The sequence below is a fragment of the Ruegeria sp. AL12 genome, assembly GCF_056540885.1.
Genome location: NZ_JBQFXN010000020.1, coordinates 1 through 16944 on the forward strand (window position 1 = coordinate 1; position 16944 = coordinate 16944).

At 55.8% G+C, this 16944-nt stretch carries 14 protein-coding genes; 3 read left to right on the forward strand and 11 right to left on the reverse strand.

The window, feature by feature from the left end:
• Window positions 1–280: 280 nt before the first annotated feature.
• The 6 genes from dxs to ACR0C6_RS20660 all read right to left on the reverse strand — a co-directional run bounded on the left by dxs (window position 281) and on the right by ACR0C6_RS20660 (window position 5537).
• A complete protein-coding gene (dxs, locus tag ACR0C6_RS20635) occupies window positions 281–2209 on the reverse strand; it encodes a 1-deoxy-D-xylulose-5-phosphate synthase (protein WP_171207120.1) in 1929 nt (642 codons plus the stop codon).
• 16 nt (window positions 2210–2225) lie between these two features.
• Window positions 2226–3092 carry a polyprenyl synthetase family protein gene (locus ACR0C6_RS20640; RefSeq protein WP_480620960.1) on the reverse strand — a complete coding sequence of 289 codons (867 nt, stop codon included), beginning with the start codon at window positions 3090–3092 and terminating at the stop codon, window positions 2226–2228.
• Complete coding sequence (locus tag ACR0C6_RS20645) at window positions 3093–3335, reverse strand: exodeoxyribonuclease VII small subunit (RefSeq protein WP_152459693.1); 243 nt, start codon at window positions 3333–3335, stop codon at window positions 3093–3095.
• Window positions 3332–4258 (reverse strand): histone deacetylase family protein, encoded by a 927-nt coding sequence (locus ACR0C6_RS20650; RefSeq protein ID WP_480620962.1) that lies wholly within the window; start codon window positions 4256–4258, stop codon window positions 3332–3334. Before ACR0C6_RS20650 ends, ACR0C6_RS20645 begins: the two co-directional genes overlap by 4 nt.
• A gap of 68 nt (window positions 4259–4326) precedes the next feature.
• Window positions 4327–5028 carry a response regulator gene (locus ACR0C6_RS20655; protein WP_152459691.1) on the reverse strand — a complete coding sequence of 234 codons (702 nt, stop codon included), beginning with the start codon at window positions 5026–5028 and terminating at the stop codon, window positions 4327–4329.
• Window positions 5025–5537, reverse strand: coding sequence for a MarR family winged helix-turn-helix transcriptional regulator (locus ACR0C6_RS20660; protein ID WP_480620964.1), 513 nt, complete (start codon window positions 5535–5537; stop codon window positions 5025–5027). Before ACR0C6_RS20660 ends, ACR0C6_RS20655 begins: the two co-directional genes overlap by 4 nt.
• A 160-nt stretch (window positions 5538–5697) precedes the next feature.
• On the opposite strand from ACR0C6_RS20660, the gene ACR0C6_RS20665 reads away from it, so the two are divergent.
• From ACR0C6_RS20665 to ACR0C6_RS20675, 3 genes are all read left to right on the forward strand, one after another.
• Window positions 5698–6564, forward strand: a complete 867-nt coding sequence (locus tag ACR0C6_RS20665) for a branched-chain amino acid aminotransferase (protein ID WP_152459689.1) — start codon at window positions 5698–5700, stop codon at window positions 6562–6564.
• A 107-nt stretch (window positions 6565–6671) separates the two neighbouring features.
• Window positions 6672–7622 carry an AraC family transcriptional regulator gene (locus ACR0C6_RS20670; RefSeq protein ID WP_480620966.1) on the forward strand — a complete coding sequence of 317 codons (951 nt, stop codon included), beginning with the start codon at window positions 6672–6674 and terminating at the stop codon, window positions 7620–7622.
• A gap of 111 nt (window positions 7623–7733) precedes the next feature.
• Entirely contained in the window at window positions 7734–8099 is a 366-nt protein-coding gene (locus ACR0C6_RS20675; protein ID WP_152459687.1) for an SPW repeat domain-containing protein, read from the forward strand.
• Window positions 8100–8354: 255 nt separating this feature from the next.
• On the opposite strand, the gene ACR0C6_RS20680 is transcribed toward ACR0C6_RS20675, so the two are convergent.
• The 5 genes from ACR0C6_RS20680 to ACR0C6_RS20700 form a co-directional block, all read right to left on the reverse strand.
• Window positions 8355–9656, reverse strand: a complete 1302-nt coding sequence (locus tag ACR0C6_RS20680; RefSeq protein WP_171120972.1) for an adenylate/guanylate cyclase domain-containing protein — start codon at window positions 9654–9656, stop codon at window positions 8355–8357.
• Window positions 9657–9834: 178 nt separating this feature from the next.
• Window positions 9835–11025: an acyl-CoA dehydratase activase-related protein gene (locus ACR0C6_RS20685; RefSeq protein ID WP_480620968.1), complete on the reverse strand. Its 1191-nt coding sequence runs from the start codon at window positions 11023–11025 to the stop codon at window positions 9835–9837.
• The gene (locus ACR0C6_RS20690; protein WP_480620970.1) at window positions 10976–13111 is read right to left on the reverse strand and encodes a BadF/BadG/BcrA/BcrD ATPase family protein; all 2136 of its coding nucleotides are present in this window, start codon (window positions 13109–13111) and stop codon (window positions 10976–10978) included. The genes ACR0C6_RS20685 and ACR0C6_RS20690 overlap by 50 nt, the downstream gene beginning before the upstream one ends.
• Complete coding sequence (locus ACR0C6_RS20695) at window positions 13108–14619, reverse strand: hypothetical protein (protein ID WP_480620971.1); 1512 nt, start codon at window positions 14617–14619, stop codon at window positions 13108–13110. Before ACR0C6_RS20695 ends, ACR0C6_RS20690 begins: the two co-directional genes overlap by 4 nt.
• 152 nt (window positions 14620–14771) lie before the next feature.
• Window positions 14772–16442 carry an amidohydrolase family protein gene (locus ACR0C6_RS20700; RefSeq protein ID WP_480620973.1) on the reverse strand — a complete coding sequence of 557 codons (1671 nt, stop codon included), beginning with the start codon at window positions 16440–16442 and terminating at the stop codon, window positions 14772–14774.
• Between the last annotated feature and the right edge of the window lie 502 nt (window positions 16443–16944).

The following is a 16944-nucleotide window of genomic DNA, read 5'->3' on the forward strand; positions in this document are numbered from 1 at the left end:
GGTTCGTCAATAAAGATCGCTCATGTCTCCGCTCCGTTCTGGGAGCCGTGAGTCACGCAGCGCAGCTAAAATCAATGCATCCTGAGCCTAGCTATGGGGTATAGTGGTGCAGAACGGAATAGCGTGAAGCATAGAAACGTATTTTAGATATGGTCAGAAAACATGAGTGTTCCGTGGTGCTCCAAGATTTTGGTTTTGGATTTCCCTCAGCGGCACCAGATAAATCCAAGTCAAACGGATTTCGGCCCTCGCAACGTCCGCTGCCCTGCCGACAGGCGCGCTAAGCGCGTTTCTCTCCGATCGAGGCGACACCCAGAACGTCCAGAACTTTTGCTTCGATATGCTCGGCATTCATGCCGGCCACCGCATACATGTCCGCGGGGCTGGCTTGATCGATGAAGATATCAGGCAAAACCATCGAGCGATATTTCAGCCCCCGATCAAATACACCTTCATCCGCCAAAAGTTGAGCGACATGGCTGCCAAAACCGCCAACGGCCCCTTCTTCTATGGTGATCAACGCCTCGTGGCGGGATACCAGATCCAGGATCAGGTCACGGTCAAGAGGTTTGGCAAAACGAGCATCGGCAATCGTGGGCGTTATGCCTTTGGCTGAAAGGGATTCCGCCGCCTTCTGAACCTCTGCCAGACGTGTACCGAATGAAAGCAAAGCCACCCGCGCACCTTCCCGGATAACGCGGCCCTTGCCGATTTCCAGAACCTCGCCGCGTTCGGGCAAGTCCACCCCGACACCTTCGCCGCGCGGATAGCGGAACGCAATGGGGCCTTCGTCATGCGCAGCGGCGGTCGCCACCATGTGCATCAGCTCGGCCTCGTCTGCGGCAGCCATGACGACCATACCGGGCAGGTTGGCCAAATAGGCAATGTCGAACGACCCCGCATGGGTGGCGCCGTCAGCCCCGACCAAACCTGCCCGGTCGATTGCAAAACGTACGGGCAGGCGCTGAATCGCCACGTCATGGACCACCTGGTCGTAACCACGCTGGAGAAAGGTCGAATACATTGCGCAGAACGGCTTCATTCCTCCTGCGGCAAGCGCCGCCGAAAACGTCACGCCGTGCTGTTCGGCAATCGCCACATCAAAGCAACGTGACGGATAGCGCTCGGCGAACAGGTTTAGGCCAGTTCCGTCGGGCATGGCAGCGGTCACGGCGACGATCTTGTCGTCACGCGCGGCCTCATCCACCAGCGCCTTGCCAAATACAGACGTATAAGAGGGCGCGTTTGAAGGCGCCTTCTTTTGCTCCCCTGTAACCACATCGAACTTGGCCGTGGCATGGCCTTTGTCGCGGGCCTGTTCGGCGGGGGCATACCCCTTGCCTTTTTTCGTCAATACATGGATCAGAATCGGCCCGGTTGCCCTTGATTTGACCGTACGCAGAACAGGCAGCAGCTGGTCCATGTCATGGCCATCTATCGGGCCGAGATAGGAAAACCCAAGCTCTTCGAACAGCGTGCCGCCCACCGCCATGCCTTTCAGCATCTCTTTGGCGCGCTTGGCGCCCTCCCGGAACGGCTCGGGCAGCAATGAGACAGCGCCTTTTGCAGCAGCTTTCAGATCGTGAAACGGTTCTTCGGAATAGATACGCGACAAATAGCTGGACAACGCACCAACTGGCGGCGCGATGCTCATCTCGTTGTCGTTCAGAATGACGATCAAACGCTTTTTCAGGTGGCCTGCATTGTTCATCGCCTCAAAGGCCATGCCCGCAGACATCGAACCATCGCCGATCACCGCAATTGCATCGCCCAGCCCTTCGGGCGTTACACCACCCAGATCCCGCGCAACAGCAAAACCCAAAGCAGCGCTGATCGACGTGCTGGAATGCGCAGCGCCAAATGGGTCATAGGGGCTTTCGCTGCGCTTGGTGAAACCACTGAGCCCACCTTTCATGCGCAATGTGCGGATGCGATCACGTCGTTCGGTCAGGATTTTGTGCGGATAACACTGATGACCCACATCCCAGATGATCTTGTCTCGGGGCGTATCAAACACGGCGTGCAAGGCGGTGGTCAGTTCAACAACCCCCAAGCCGGCCCCCAGATGCCCGCCGGTGACGGCAACCGCCGAAATTGTTTCGGCCCGCAACTCCTGTGCGACCTGGTGCAGTTGCGCGTCCGAGAACTGCTTGAGATCCGCAGGGCGGTTCACAAGATCCAGCAGGGGCGTATTGGGGCGGTCAGACATGTGGCGCGTTCCTGGCTTAGCTGTCCCGGGCAATAACGAAGCGGGCGGCTTCCTTCAAGGTTTCCGCCTTCGGACCAAACCCGTCCAAAGCGGCGCAGGCCTGTTCCACCAGCTCACTTGCGCGGGCTTTGGCAGCAGGCAGCCCCAAAAGCGAAACAAAAGTGGCTTTCCCTGCCTCGGTATCCTTTTGCAATCGCTTGCCCGCCTTTTGGGCATCGCCTTCAATATCAAGGATGTCATCTGCGATCTGAAAAGCAAGACCCATTGCCCGGGCATATCGGCGCAACGGGTCAGGATCGGATCGGGCCATAACAGCGCCAACGCAGGCAGACCACTCGATCAGGGCGCCTGTCTTTCCGGCCTGAAGACGCGTGATTTCGCCCAGCGACAGCGGTTCGGCGGCCGTTTCCGCGGCAATGTCCAGCGCCTGTCCCAGCACCATACCTTGTGCGCCGCTGGCTTTGGCCAGGGTCAGGGCAAGGTCTGCGCGAATGTCTGCTGACCCAACCTGCGAACAGGTGCAAAGTTCAAAAGCAAGCGTCTGAAGGGCATCCCCGGCCAGAACAGCCGTGCCCTCATCCCACTCTACGTGAACGGTGGGCCGCCCGCGGCGCAGGTCATCGTCATCCATGCAGGGCAGGTCGTCATGCACCAGGGAATAAGCGTGCAGCGCCTCTATGGCCGTGGCCGGCCAGATCGCCCGGTCTTCTTCAACACCGTGCAGTCGGGCACTTTCCAATGCCAGAAACCCGCGCAGCCGCTTTCCGCCTCGGGTGGCATATGCCATGGCCCGGGTTACATCCACGTCTGCAAACGCGCCCAAAACCAGATCAAAATGGCTTTGAATGCTGGCAGCATCCTGCGCAAGTCTTTCGGGGAACATTCACATACCTTCGACAGGCGTCGTACCGGTCGGCTGACCACTGGCGTCCAGAGTGATCGCTGCGACTTTTTCTTCCGCGCGCTTCAACTCCTCCTCGCACCGCTTTTTCAGCGCCGCGCCGCGTTCGTACAGCGCAATTGATTGATCCAGCGCGACATCGCCACGTTCCAGCTGGCCGACTACGGCTTCAAGCTCTTTCATCGCCTGTTCGAATGTCATCTGGTCTACGGGGGTCTGGGTCATCGGGCTGCCTTTATCAATTCTTCCACATGGGCGCGTGTGGCCTGGGCCAGTGCGTTCAGATCATACCCGCCTTCCAGAGTCGAGACGATACGACCGTCGCAAACCTCGTCGGCAATCCTGCACAGCTCGGCGGTGATCCAGGCGAAGTCATCAGTGGCCCAGTTCAGATTGGCCAGCGGGTCGTCCTGATGGGCGTCGAACCCGGCGGAAATGATAATCAGTTCCGGCCTGAAGGCCCGCAAGCGCGGAAAGGCCTTCGTTTCATAGGCGGCACGCATCTCGGCGCCACCACTGCCGGGCGCCAGAGGGATATTGAGAACCGTATCGTAAACACCCGTTTCCTCGGGCCGGCCCGATCCGGGCCACAAAGGCATCTGCTGGCTGGTTATCACCAATGCCCGCGCTTCATCCCACAACAGGTCCTGGGTTCCATTGCCGTGATGCACGTCGAAGTCGACCACGGCCACATGTTTCAAACCGTGATGGTCCAGCGCGTGTTTCGCCGCCAATGCTGCATTTCCAAACAGGCAAAAGCCCATGGCCGTTTCGGTTTCCGCATGATGCCCCGGCGGGCGAATGGCACAGAACGCGTTCGAGGCTTCACCGCTCAAAACCAGATCAACGGCCCGCACCACCGCACCCGCCGCGCGGTAAGCTGCGTCCACCGATCCCGGAGACAGGAACGTATCCCCGTCGATCTGTGCGAACCCGTCCGCAGGGCGCGCGGCCCGAATGTCGCGAACATAGCTCTCGGGGTGAATGCGCAGAAGATCGTCATCCGCAGCCATCGGAGCGGTCACCCGCTTCAGCTCCAGCGCTTCCAATGCATGCAGAATATGCTCCAGCCGCGCCACCCGCTCCGGGTGCCCGTCAGGTGTCACATGGCCCAGACAATCGGCGTGGGTCAAAAGGGCGGTTGTCATTGGGATCCCATCTTCATCTGACTACAAATATCCTCGCCGAAGGTCAAAAAACGCCGCGCAGCGGCATCTCAATCCGGCGCAAGCATATACCCTGCGCCCCGCACAGTCTGCAAATAGCGTGGCTGCTTGGGGTCCTGTTCGATTTTGCGTCGAAGGCGCGTGATCTGCACATCCACTGCGCGCTCCTGCGCCTGACCTTTGTCGCGCCCCAGATCCTCGACCAGCTTGGCGCGGCTGATCGGCTCTCCGGGCTGGGCCGAAAATATCTTCATCAACTGGCTTTCGGTTGCGGTCAGACGGACCGGATCTTCGCCCTGCCACATCTCGCCGCGTTCAATGTCATAGCGGATGGGCCCGAGGTTCAGGATCTTCGCCGTGGTTTCTTCTGCCGGTGTTTCCGGCATCCGGCGCAGGATCGCATTGATCCGCAACAGCAGCTCTTTCGGCTCGAACGGTTTTGCCAGGTAATCATCCGCCCCAGCCTCGAGGCCCGCGATCCGGTGTTCCGTCTCGCCCTTTGCCGTCAGCAGCAGGATCGGTGTCGTATGCGTTTCCCGCAAAGCGCGGGTCAGACTGACACCATCCTCGCCCGGCATCATCACGTCCATGACGATCATGTCGAAATCCAACCCCGACAATACGCGCCGCGCGTGGGCCGCATCCCGTGCCGCAGTAACCAGAAACCCGTTTCGCATCAAAAACTTCTTGAGCAGATCACGAATGCGCTCGTCGTCGTCAACAATCAGCAGATGGGCATCCATATCGCTCATGTGGTCGTATCCCGAAGTTTCGTATAGGCATGACGCATATCAGCATCCATCATTGCTTCAAGCACTTTGCGAAAACCGGCCACGGCTTCGGGACCGGCATCCTTGTAAGCGGCGCGCATTCTTGCCCGCTGAGCATCCGACAACGTGGTTTCCAGCGACTGCCCCTTTTCTGTCAGAAATAGGTGGCGTTCTCGTTTGTCCACTGTACCCACGCGGCTTTCCACCAAACCATCCTCGATCAAGGTTCGCAAAACCCTGTTCAGAGACTGTTTTGTTACGCCAAGGATGGCCAACAAATTGTTGACCGTCGTGCCCGGCGCGCGGTTGATGAAGTGGATTGCCCGATGGTGGGCGCGGCCAAAGGCCATCTCTGCGAGGATGCGGTCGGGATCAGCCGTAAAGCCACGATAGGCGAAGAACATGGCCTCGATCCCCTGCCTCAATTGCTCATCGGTCAAAAACAAAAGGCTCTCGCCCCCATAACGCGGGGCCGGGCGGATGTCGGACATATCATGCCTCATTCGTTACTACCCGGCCGAGTTTATGTCAGCGTTATTGACATTCCAAGAGTAGAGCGGTATCGAATTGCAGTTTTTGCGCAATATTATGTCCGCACCGGACCTAAATCGCGCAACAATCGAAAACTCAACCCGGTTCAGGAGGTTTCGCATGGCGGGGTATGATGATCGTGATGGCACCATTTGGATGGATGGCAAGCTGGTGCCCTGGCGTGAGGCCAATGTGCACATTCTGACCCACGCAATGCACTATGCGTCATCGGTATTCGAAGGCGAACGCGCATACAACGGCAAGATCTTCAAAAGCCGCGAACATTCCCAGCGTCTGATCGCCTCGGCCGAGGCGCTGGACATGCCGATGCCTTATTCGGTTGATGAAATCGAAGCCGCCAAGGAAGAGGCGCTGAAAGCCAGCGGTTTGCAGGACGCGTATGTGCGGGCGCTGGTCTGGCGTGGCTCGGGTGAGGACATGGGCGTGGCCTCGGCGCGCAATCCGGTGCGCATGGCCATCGCAGTCTGGCCTTGGGGCGCCTATTACGGCGATGCCAAGATGCAGGGTGCCAAGCTGGATATCGCCGAATGGAAACGCCCCAGCCCGGAAACCATCCCGGTCCATGCCAAGGCGGCGGGTCTTTACATGATTTGCACCATATCCAAGCACAAAGCCGAGGCCAAAGGATGCTCGGACGCATTGTTCATGGACTGGCGCGGATATGTCGCCGAGGCCACCGGCGCAAACGTGTTTTTCGTCAAGGATGGCGAGGTGCATACCCCGCTGGCAGACTGCTTCCTGAACGGCATCACCCGCCAGACGGTGATCCAGATGCTGAAAGACAAGGGCATCACCGTGCATGAGCGCCGAATCAAGCCCGAAGAAATGGCTGACTTCGAACAGTGCTGGCTGACCGGCACCGCGGCCGAGGTCACTCCTGTCGGGCAGATCGGCGAATATACATTCGAGGTCGGCGACCTGACCCGCCAAATCGCCGAAGATTACGAGAAACTGGTTCGCTCGTAAGCTATTGCCTCCGCTTTGTCGGGGGCTTTTTGTTGCCAAACGTGCAATTTTTTGTGCAAACCGTTCGGCCATCTGGACGGATTGCACAGATTGCGTATCTTCGGCACATGTTGGACCTTCTCAGCGATATTCTCACCCGCCTTTCCCTGCGCGGCACGTTTTACTTCCGCACGTCATTCACTCCGCCCTTCGGAATTCAGGTGCCGGGGTTCGAAAACGTGGCGCGGTTTCATTTTGTGCAGCGTGGTGAGCTCAAGGTTCATGTCTCGACCACGGGGGAAACCCTGCGGTTGAGGCAGGGAGACCTGATCCTGATCCCCCATGGGGCGCCGCACGCATTGCTCTGTGCCGAAGTCAAGCCGTTGGACGCATTGCCCCTGGAGCAGGTGCTGGAGCGCGCGGGTTACACGGGCGAAGGCGTGCTGGTCTATGGCGGTGATGACGAGGAACGGGATACACAGCTGATCTGCGGTCATTTCTCTTTTTCGGGCCCGGCCGGCCGAAACGGCACCGGGCATATGCTGATCGACCGCCTGCCGCCCTATATCCTGATCGAGAATTATGGCGAAGAGGCCGGATCGTGGATGGAAGCCACCCTGCGCATGATCGGCTCTGAGGTTTCAGGCGCAAGAATCGGTGGCGACCTGATCGCGCTGAAACTGTCCGAGGCCCTGTTCGCTCAGGCGATCCGGGCCTATCTGGAGCGTCAGAGCCCGCAGGATTCCGCATTGGCAGGATTTGCTGATCAGCGCATCTCGCGGGCCTTGACCGCGTTCCATCAGGCCCCGGCCAAGGATTGGAGCGTCGCGTCTTTGGCACGTGTGGCGGGTATGTCGCGCACTGCCTTTGCTCAGCTTTTCGCTGAAAAGATGGGTACTACGCCGATGCAGTACCTCACGGATTGGCGGATGCAGATCGCATGCCACGGCCTGACCGAGGCACGATGGAACGTGGCAGATGCAGCGGCCGAGGTCGGGTATGCCTCGGAGGCGGCTTTCTCACGCGTGTTCAAGAAACAGGTTGGGCTGTCACCGGCTGCGTACCGGGCGATGCATTGATCCCCCAGGTTTTCTGAACGATCTGCATAGTATCAGAAACGATCAGGAATTCAGCGTTCGGCTTGGGCGTCCTACCTTCCCTTTATCATTTATTGAGAAAAGGAAGATCAGATGTCCCTGCGTTTCGTGACCCGCTCTGTCCATGCTTACCTCGACTACCCTGTCGCCATTGCCCTCATGACATTGCCGTTCCTGTTGGGATTGGGCCAATCCAATCCACTGGCCCTGTGGCTGTCGGTTGTCACCGGTGTTGCTGCGTTTGTTCTGACGGTACTGACGGACCACCACCTTGGGATTTGGCGGGTCCTTCCCTACAAGTTCCATCTGGCCGTAGACTTGATTGTCGGCATCACCTTCCTGTTTGCACCCAGCGTTCTGGGGTTCTCAGGACTGGATGCGGTGTTTTACTGGTTGAACGGTGCGGCCGTGGTGCTTGTCATCTCGCTCAGCGCGCCCGAGCAGGAAGTCGCTGCATGAAACCGCTGACTACGGCTGTCCCAGTTTCACTGTAATGCTTCAAGTCCGGGCCGCCGGGATCACCAACCGGCGGCTCGTTTTTAAAAAAAGGTCTGGTTTCAAGGGCATGCTCTCACCGTCTCAACAGGCCATCCGGCTGCGGCTCGCAGCTACCTCCGAGCGGTCCGTTGTTTCAGCTGACCCAGGTTCGTCCCATTCCAGTCACTGATTGAACCCGCACTGACATTGGAACGTTTCACCGAGAAGATAAGGTTTTCAGCCTTTGATGAGCCGCTCGGACGAGTGTGAAGTCGCAGGTTTGTCGTGGACTTTCAGCAGCCAATACGGTTGGATTTCGCCATTTCCCTTGATATTGATAACCTCTCGTCTCTCGCAATCCACATATTCGGCTATCTCATCTCTTACCTCGGGTGAGATTTGAACGCGCCCGGGCTCTCCGGTGCTTTCCATTCTTGAGGCGATGTTGACTGTATCACCCCAAACGTCAAAAAACGGTTTGTCGCCGCCGATTACACCTGCGATTACCGGGCCTTTGTGAATTCCGACCCGCAGGGACACCTTTGGATGCAGATTGTCTGTCACCCGCTCGACCGTCGCAATCATATCAATCGCCAACGCCGCCATGCGAACAGAATCCGGTTGCCTCTCTTTGACCGAGGGGTCCAGACCACCTGCAACCATGTAACTGTCACCGATGGTTTTGATTTTCTCCAGCTTGTAGCTCAAAACCAGTTCATCGAATGCTGAGAATACGGAGCCCAGCAATTTGACCGTCGCCCTTGCCCCATTGGCGGCCGCGAATTCAGAAAATCCAGACAAATCAGAAAACAGAATTGTGGCGTCATCAATTCTTTCAGCAATTAGCCTGTCCGGATGTGCTTTGATGCGCTTGGCAATACGTGAAGGCAGCAGAACATTTATCAACCGCTCGGAAACAGCAAATTCCTTTTCCAAAGCGTCTTCGTAACGATCTATTGCGGCATTTGCAGAATAGGAGGTGAAAAAAAGCGCCGAGACGATTCCCAAAATCAGCACAATGAAAATAACATCTTGAGGTTGCCTTACAAATCCGTCCCGATATGACTGCGCAATAATATCCCAAATCGTTTCGCCGGGCGGTATGTGCAAAGGAACGACAAGCGATATATAAATAAACAAAGCTGCGCTGAGGATCGTTATCAAAGTGATCCAACGCCAATATGCGGCCCCTAGAAAATAAAAAAGCAAGGGCGGGCCGACAAGCAAGACCAGATGATCTTCACCGTTTTTGCCCACGCTGATGTCATGGGCCAGAAACAGGAACAACCACACTGTAAAATAAGCGACTTTGACCTCAAGGCCGAAGCGATCCAGCGTCATCGTCAAAAGCGCCGCGAAGCCAAGACCAAAGTTTACCCATGCAAGATATCTCCAGTCTGGTCCAAGTTGGAACTGGTAGAAAGCTGTGAAACCGAACCCAAGCGACGCAATAAAGGCAGCAACGTTAACAACCTGCATCTTTCGTCTTATTTTTCCATCGTCGATCGGATTTTCAGAGTCCACAATGTGTTTCAGCAAAGCATCGCCCCCGCGCCAACTCTATGCGAAATATCCCCCAAATCCCCATCTTAGTCGATAAGCCCCAGGTTGTTTGTTCAGAAGCTACTTTCGCGTCGCGACGTCAACACAGCCTGAACCGCTTTTGGCCTCGCGCCCGCAAACGGGTGCCCTACCACCCTGAAAACCGGCCATTGGATCAAGTTGGCAACAGCAATTCAGGTGGTGCAGTTTTCAGGGCCTCCAGTTTGCTCTGAATGATTTTCGGTGATTTCTGTTCCAAATAGTAAGCAATGGTTTCCACGCGAATTCGAACAGATCCGGCAGGTTTCGTCTCATCGAGATCCTGAAACACGAAGAAAAGCGTTCCAAGCGCTTCGGTAATTTCCTGGACTGGTGAATATGTCGGCTGGTCCATTCCGCATTCATAGCTGGAAAACCTGATTGAACAGGTTATCCACGGCATAATAGATCCATAGCGTGCAGCCCACAGAAGTTCGTTTGTGTTTGCACTGTGGGATGTTTTCCAAATATCCGAAATGTCAAAAGGGCTTTGAATTCGGCCAGCTTTGATCAGATCGCCGTATAACCAATCCAGTATCTCTGCGTCCAATGGCAGGTACTGACCCCAGAGGATCGGATAACCAAAGGCCTGCAACTCACTTTCGATGGCGTGGCCAATTCCGGTGTCCATGTGGTACGGGCGGCCCAAGGCCAGGATGCAAGGTCGATGTTGTGTGGCGCATTCGGACAGTACCGCCAGACTTTGCCGCCGCAGACTCTGATCAAACTCTTGAAGGGCGTCATAGGCTTTGGCAACCGCAGCGCGCAGTTCAGCCAAGCGCAAGTCGGTGATTACGCCCTTGAGGGCGTCGTACAACTGCCGGGTCGCAATTTGTGGGTCTGCCAGGGACACGGCCGGCGAAAGATAATATACGCCCAGTTCCTTGAACACGTCCTTTTCCCGCCGAAATCCAGCTCGAGTACTTTCGGGGCCGGCAATGACGCGTGGGCAGGCCATGTTTTCCCGGACATGACCCCGCAAAAAGGATGGGACAGTCAGGATTATGGGAACGAACAGGATATCAATGGGGCGCTTTTGCCCGTCCAGCAATTCACCATAGTGGCCAGACATGCACTTGACGGGGTAACAGCAATCAACAGCACCACGCCCTTTTCCGAATTTCAGCTGCTGTGCTTCCGACGTGTCCGACGAATAGACGATATTGCGGCGACCTATTCCCAGTTCAACGAACAATGTCGTCCAAAACCTGTGCGTCGACCACTGGTTCAGGACCCGAGGGATGCCGATCCGAAAATCCCGCTTGGGTGGTTTGGACTTAGCGAAAGGCGCCTTCGCGAACGCTTTCTGCAATATTTGGATTGGCATTCGCTTCCTCGTCGATTTGCTTTTTTCGCGCTTTCATCTCGGCTGCGTCTTCAATCAACCCTTTCGAGCAAGAATTGCCGGTAATCACCCGCTCCCACCCTTCCGCCAGAGGAACCTTGCTGTTTGCCCGGCCACGACCGCCGGGGATCTGAACATCCACAAAGGCCCGGCTACAGTTCATCGCACACCACTTGCAGGTGGTTTTGCTGTTGGTTGTACTGACATATTCCAACTCTTCGACGCGGTCGTGCCCGACGAAGCGGGACGTTTGCCCGGTGTTCACATGTTCGAGCGCAAGAAGGGCGGCGCCCAAAGCGCCAGCCTCGCCAGCATGAGGGTGCACGGTAATTTCCGCGTCAGGAATTTTACCCCTGATGAAATCGATCTGGGCTTTGACGACCGCCAGGTTTCGATGTGTTCCACCTTGCAGGACAAACTTCCTGCCGATGGCCTTGAGGTTCTGAAACTGCCCGGCATAGACCCAAACATTCAGGGGCAGGACCGCAGCAAGGCTTGCCATGATTTCTTCTGCCGCCCACCCTTTGCGTTGCTGGTTCACGATGTCGGACTGAAGGAACACGCCGCACCCCATCATCAGTTTCGGCATCCGCTTGGCGCTGAAGGCTTTTTCGGCATAGTCCTCAAGCCGGACATCATAGCGTTCGGCAACGCCTTGAAGAAACGCCCCATTGCCGGAAGAACATTGGGAATTGAGCCGAAAATCGACGACCGCTTTCTGCCGCAACAGCATGATTTTGACATCGGTCCCACCGACGTCGCATATCGCGTCTGCATCGGGATGTATGTGCATGGCAGCAGCCGCATGTGCGACCGTCTCAACCACTGGCACGTCCGCCCCCAAAATATCCTTCAGCAGATCTTTCCCGTACCCCGTCAGGCCAAGAGCGCCGATATCCTCGATCCCTGCATCACGCAACTTGCGGAAAACGGACTTGGCATCTTCGATCGGGTTTCCCTGACTGTGCTGATAGACCGAAGCCTTGATTTCCGCGTCGCGGTCCAACGCCACCGCCTTGACCGTGGTGCTACCGAAATCGCACCCGACATAATATGTCTCGGCCGCAACGGGCTGGGGTATCTGGATCACGGGTTGGGAAAAATCCTCCAGGAACCGGACGAGTTCACCGTTCCGGGCCAAGGCCTCCTGCCCTGTCTTGGCCTTTTCACCGTGCTGGCCTGTTTCCACCCACCATTTCAGGCCATCCGTGCCGGAATAGGCCCGGGATACATTTTGTTCCCGACGAGAGATCTCGACGCAGCCGAGGCTTGCATAGTACAAGGCATCGCCGGGAACCAGGATTGCATCGGTGACGCTTTGTCCTGCTTTCAATACGACATTGCGCTCGTCCCAGAGCGCGGCCAAATGGCTTGCCCATGCCTGCTGAAGACCTTGAAAGAACATGTTCGGTCCGCCCAGCAAAAGCACTGATGGTGTGGGGGTGTTGCCTTTTGTCAAAGTCGCCAGGTTCTGCCGCACGACCGCGTTAAACAAGCTTGCGATGATTTCGGTCTTGGGAACTCCAGCCTTGACCAGACTGTTTGCGTCAGTCTCTGCAAAGATCCCGCATTTGGCGCTGATCCGATGAAGGGTTTGACCATCGAATGGCAGAGTGGTCAGCTCGTCCGGGGAAATGTTCAGTTTTCGTGCGGATTTTTCGATAAATGTGCCCGTACCGCCACTGCACGCTGATTGCATATAGACCTGTTTGGCCTTTCCTGCGGAGGTTGGCGTGAAGAACAACGTCTTCATGTCTTCACCGCCAATTTCAGATACGAAATGCACATCCGGATGCAACGCTTCGACGGCGGCCGCGACGGCGACAACTTCCTGGATTTGCCGCGCGTTCACATGATCTGCCAGTGTCCCAGCCCCGGATCCTGTAAACGTGACAACATCGCGACCGGCGGTCAGGCCGGCCTCCAGCTCCATCTGCGACAGCAGTTCAAGGGTTTTCTCGGCCTGGCGTGTTTTGTGACGACCATAGGCTTTCCAGATGACTTCGCCATCTTCTACCACGACGCCTTTTACAGTTGTCGATCCAATATCTACCCCAGCGAATTTCACAACGTGGCATTTCCCAGCTCAAGCACGACATTGGATGCGGTACCCACGGCGCCACGATGGGGAACTTTCCAAAATGGCGTGTTGACCTTGGGATGCTCTTTGGCGCGCTTTCTGGCCTCGTCCGCAGTCAACCCGGCGGCGGCTAGAGCGGATTCAAACTCCTCCTGCGCGCGGATCTTGGCGTCTGCCAGCACCATCTGGCACCGCGACAAAGCGTGTACGTCGCTGTCCCCTTTCACCTCGATTGGGGCATAGAGCATGTCGGGATACCGGCCCTGTACGGCCGCCATTGCGCCGATGCTCATTGTGTTGGGAAGGCAACCATAGGGCGACAGCTCGCATATCATATGCGCTTTTCGCTGGGTATGCGCCCAGATCGCCTTGGCGATCAGCAAGTCACCCTCACCCCCGTTGATCATGTTGTCAAAAAAAGGAGCCGCCAGTTTCCGCAGCTTGTCCTGATCGGGCATCGGACGGGGAACACTCCCAAGCATCCGGCGCATCTGATCGTATTTAAACCTGAAAAAGCGCTGCCCAAGTTTCAACAGAGCATAGTTCTGACGCGCTTTGTCTTTAATCCCGAAGCCCAGCTTGAGCTTTTGTCCGCCATACCGCATCAGGTAATCGAACCATACGACCATCGGCGCCGGCTGCACTTCGGCGCCTTCGCCTTCAAGCCATTTGTGCATATTGTAGTTCTGCACCCCTTCGGCGGTGGCCAGATAGAACTCGCCGGTGATCTTGACCATCGGCTTGACCCTCAATCGATCAAGCTGGATGTCTTCAAAATGGCCGCGCGCACGCCTCATGGCCTTCAGAAAGCGTCGGGTCGTCGCATGCCACAGGACCGATCCCCATTTCGGCATTTGTTTCGGCCTGCTCAACATGGCGTCGTATATCTCGGAAACCGCCTTCTGCGCCGCCCGGTTGGTCGCGCCTTGCTCTAGCTCATAGGGCCGCAGCTGGTATTCCAGATCCTGAATGGCATCCGCTGCCATCATGCCCAAGGCCGTGCTCAGCAGCAGGTGAATGTCAGTCTGCAAACCGGCGCCTTTGCCTTTCGACTGATCGATTTCATGCTGTTGAACCAGAAACATCCTGAACGCCTCGAGCCCCAGATTCTTCAGCGCAAGCTCATAGCTTTGGTGATATTGACCGAAACGGCAGGCCCCGCAGGCCCCGGCGGTCACATAAACATATTTTTCCGCCACTTCGTCAGCACCGATAGCCTCGGCTTCGTTTCTGAGAAAACTCGACAAGTTGCCGGTCGTGAAGGCCGTGGGGCAGCACTGTCCGACATCCGCCAGTTCACGTCCCAGGTACAAGTCTTCAACTGTCACATCAGGCAGGCGCTGCGCATTGTAACCTGCACTTTTGAACAGGCCTTCCAGCAGTTTTTCGGCGCGCCATGTGACCCCACCAAACAACAAGGTGACATCCTTGCGCTGATCCGCAGTAAAAGGACGAGGTTCGTAAGCCCTATAGGACTCTTCCAAAATACGACTCATAAAAATACCCCCCAACCAACATAACATGTATTTACAATGCACAATATATTATTCCGGGATCGCCCCCTGCACCAGGAATTCGCTTGAAACAGGGCCATCGGAAATTCAGGTTTTCTTGGGCGCCGGTCAGGCACTCTCAGCCTGGAAATCCATCAAATACCCAGGAATTTTCGTGCATTTCCTTCAAAAAAATCATGTGCAAAGGGACTGATCTGTGGATCGCTGAAAAACGTGTCAAATTCGATCAGGTATTCACGGGTTCTGCCGACCATCAGAGGCATCGCCCAATCCGTCCCAAAACACACTTTGCCCCGGAAATGGTGCGGTGCGCCCGGGGTGCTGTTGCTCACTAGTACTGATTTTAGCCGATGGAATATCTTTGGCTTGATCTGTGGATCCAGAATTCCCAAAATATGACCCAAGCCAAGATAGACATTGTCGAATTCCTCAACCAAGCGAATAGCACGATAGGCAAATGTTTGCTTGAAATGGGCGTTATCTGCTGCCCATCCCATCCAATCTACTTCTTTTGCGCCACCACCATGAGCCAGGAACAACCAAAGGTTCCGGGCATTGTGGGTCTCCATCGCGTGCTTCCATAACGCTGGATCGGAATAGACGCCGTAACCTTTCTCCACCTCAAACCCCATCGGGTTGCAATGGGCAAACAAACGCAGGTTGTGGCTGGAGAAATGGCGAATGATGTCACCCATCTTGGCCTGTACCATCGGGTAGGGCGCCGGGTTCTGCGCTTTTTCTCTGTACTTGTCCAGACTTCGCCCAGAGGCAACCGGGGTCTGGTAGCCGCGCATATCGATCGGGCGGATCCCCAAGGGTGGATAGAGTTTGTAGCCCGTTATCCCGAGTGCAACACCTGAATCGACAATCTGTTTCCAGTTCCCGCCTCGAAACGGGTCAACCGCACCAAAATTGATCAATTCATTCGGGTTCTCAGCTGCGAGCAACTGCATCCGCTCCATTTGTTCGGTGAAGTTGAAATACGGCGGTAGGAATCCGGGCATCCAAAATTCCTTGAGCTTGTCGAAGGCGCGGCGCATATCCAGCAGGACGCCCACGAAAAGGCTGGCTTCCGGGTCGCTCGGCTGACCATTCTTCTTGAAATCCCTCTTGAGCGCTTTGAACCGGTTTCGCTCGGACAAGGTCATGATGACAATGAATTCAAGCAACTGAAAGATGCTACCGATTTGATCGGTTGGAATGCGGACGGCACGAAAACCTGCATCAGATCCAGGTTTGTACAACCCACCCGGCGGCATGTGGTCAGCTTCATGAAAGAAACCGCTTTCTGCCGCTTTTTGACCAGCGACCCGGAAGGCCTCGGCCAGAAACCGATCCAGCAAATCAGCTTCCGTGCCACTGTCGGCAAAGACGGACCTTTCAGAAATTCTGTCGGCGCCCACAAGCTGGACACCTATTGGGAGGTCGCCGGCCCCTGAATAGTTGATATCATGGTCAATATCGTTCAGGACTCGGATCAGCTCCTCTATATCCTTCCAATCCTGGTGGCTGGGGTTGGGTGTCGATTGATACTCTCTGATCTTCTCGCGAACTGGATATGCAATGGCTCGCATAAGCCGGTCCACATCGTGATCGAGCAACGCGTTGATCAAATCGTCCTGATCAGGTTCTTCCGTCGCGGGTCTGCTGAAGTCACTCATGCGGGTCAAACGAACCGCCAGCACGGCCAAGCCAAGCGAAAACAAATACAGTGAAGTGAACGAGTAGAAGATACTGTGCAACGGCAGATATCGCGCCGTGAACAGGTGGGTGTGCATGTCAATAAAGGTGTTTTTTTCAGTCATATTTTTGGCTCCACGAAATAAGTTTCAGCCGAGAATTTTCTGTATTCGTATGACTTTGCTGTCAAAAACCGGAAATGGCTTTTGACCTTAATCTGCTGAGTTTAAGGTTTTTCGAAAAATTTTGCAATTTTCGAACCCGGCAAGCCGCTTCGCCGAGACCGAGTTGAGCAGTGATTTCTACTGTTAGTTCATGTGAGTTGGAAGCAAAGTTCTTTAACACCGAAAGTCGAATGAAGTTAAATCCGTCGCTTAGAGCCTTGTTTCCGCTCGGTGGGCAGGTCCAAACAGGAATTGACTCATCGATGCCTACCAACCGTTCAACCAATTCGAATCTATTAGCCAATTGAGGATTAGTTTTGGATCAAACAGCCCAGAGGACGTTTGTGGATCCAACGGTGGCTTTAAGAATTAGTTACGGGAGTAGGATTTGAACCTCTGACCTTCAGGTTATGAGCCTGACGAGGTTTGATCGTTAAGCAAACAGTCCAGTTGACTGTTTGTA